Source organism: Pseudoalteromonas sp. GW168-MNA-CIBAN-0100, assembly GCF_040309225.1.
In the GTDB taxonomy this organism is placed as follows: Bacteria; Pseudomonadota; Gammaproteobacteria; order Enterobacterales; family Alteromonadaceae; genus Pseudoalteromonas; species Pseudoalteromonas arctica.
The window spans coordinates 1-251 of record NZ_JBEOOL010000855.1 but is presented as its reverse complement, the minus strand read 5'-3'; the positions used below and the strand labels follow the sequence as shown (position 1 = coordinate 251).

Sequence of the window (251 nt, the reverse complement as noted above, 5' to 3'; positions counted from 1 at the left end):
GCCTGCAATAAGAGCAGTATTTACACTATCCATATCAAGCTCTTGTGCTTCCATAACACCAGGCCAGCGTAGTATATCAACTGGGTTAATGTCACCATCACTGTGTTGTTGTACCCACTTAGCACTATTTATTAGCTGCTCTGCAAGTGCTTCATTTATTGACAGCTCGCCAACATGCGCAGGGTTTGCTACAAACTTTAAGAAAACTTCAACTTTACCGCGTTGTAAATGTTTACGTAAGCGCTCACGAA

At 42.2% G+C, this 251-nt stretch carries 1 protein-coding gene; it reads right to left on the bottom strand.

Features of this window, described 5'->3' with window-relative positions; all coding sequences use genetic code 11:
• On the bottom strand, positions 1 to 251 hold a 251-nt coding region (locus AAEY62_RS23720), incomplete at both ends, for a YicC/YloC family endoribonuclease (RefSeq protein WP_350636910.1).